This window comes from Staphylococcus sp. GDB9P120P, from assembly GCF_017893435.1.
Lineage (GTDB): Bacteria > Bacillota > Bacilli > Staphylococcales > Staphylococcaceae > Staphylococcus > Staphylococcus cohnii.
In genome coordinates this window covers 3,547-4,630 of record NZ_JAESNB010000015.1, presented here as the reverse complement: position 1 = coordinate 4,630, position 1,084 = coordinate 3,547, and the positions used below count along the sequence as shown (strand labels likewise).

Below are 1,084 nucleotides of genomic sequence, written 5' to 3'. Positions count from 1 at the left end.
CACACAATCTGTGATAGTTCAGCATGTACTTAGATAACATTTTATAATTTACATCTTGATACTCAATAATCATATAGCAAGCACCTCACGTTCATTTTGCAGGCTTTCACGTTTTGTTTCGATATAGTCATTATAAATCACTTTATTGGCTTGTATGTGCTTCTCACGGCGTTGTGAACGGTTTTTATGATGGACTTGATATAAATCTTTCTGCAGTTTCTCAATCGTTTTGTGTGGCTTATATGAGCCATTTGACTGCATGTATTGAATGATATCCTTTTGTTCATGCGAAGGATAGTGTTTGATTAGCTTTTTAACCAAATTTAGTCGTTTGTTTGATTGTTTTTTATATCTATCCAGTTCGTCTTTTTTCTCAACAATCCAACATACTAACTTTTCTAAAGGATATGAAGTTGTGACTACACCCATCACATCATCACATGTCATGTGTGACGTATTAAGGCTATACATACATTCGATTTGTTCTTCAATGGTTTGTATTTTACGATTAATAAACACTGGATTATAAGCAGTTAATAGCTCGTATTCGGTTATCTTTTCTGCAGGATAATATCTTAATACTTGCTTATATGATTTTAGAAGCATTGTATAACCTCATTTCTTTAATTTTTAAGCCTCTTTACAGTTGTTTCAGATACATCAATTTATATTGCGATTTCTTTATTTTCGTGAACTGGTGCCTTATTAACTTTTGGTTCAGCTGAATTAAAAGTTAAGTCATTCCGTTTTCCTTGATTTGCTTTAGCTCACTCTTGTAAATCATCGATTAAATCTTTAGCATTTAGCATTACATTTAACCTTTGGTTAGTTGTTTCAACAGCATTTTCATAAATGTATTTCGCCCTCCCATAAGTACGACCACTTCCAAAACTAACTGTTTTTCCAACAATCTCTCGTGTTTCACCTTTTTTTTACCTGTGGACCTCGGTCCACACCTTGTTTTTTTTTACTGCCATTCTTTCTTTTGCTTTCTTCGCCTCTATTCTTTCTAACTGTTGTGCATAATCCATTTACTTTTCCAACACATTAATCATCATTAGCGATGCCAAACTCTTCATATACT

At 33.0% G+C, this 1,084-nt stretch carries 1 protein-coding gene; it reads right to left on the bottom strand.

What is annotated here, in order from left to right:
- Nucleotides 1-69 precede the first annotated feature (69 nt).
- The gene (locus KA856_RS13125) at nt 70-606 is read right to left on the bottom strand and encodes a spore coat protein (protein WP_107525550.1); all 537 of its coding nucleotides are present in this window, start codon (nt 604-606) and stop codon (nt 70-72) included.
- Nucleotides 607-1,084: the final 478 nt, after the last annotated feature.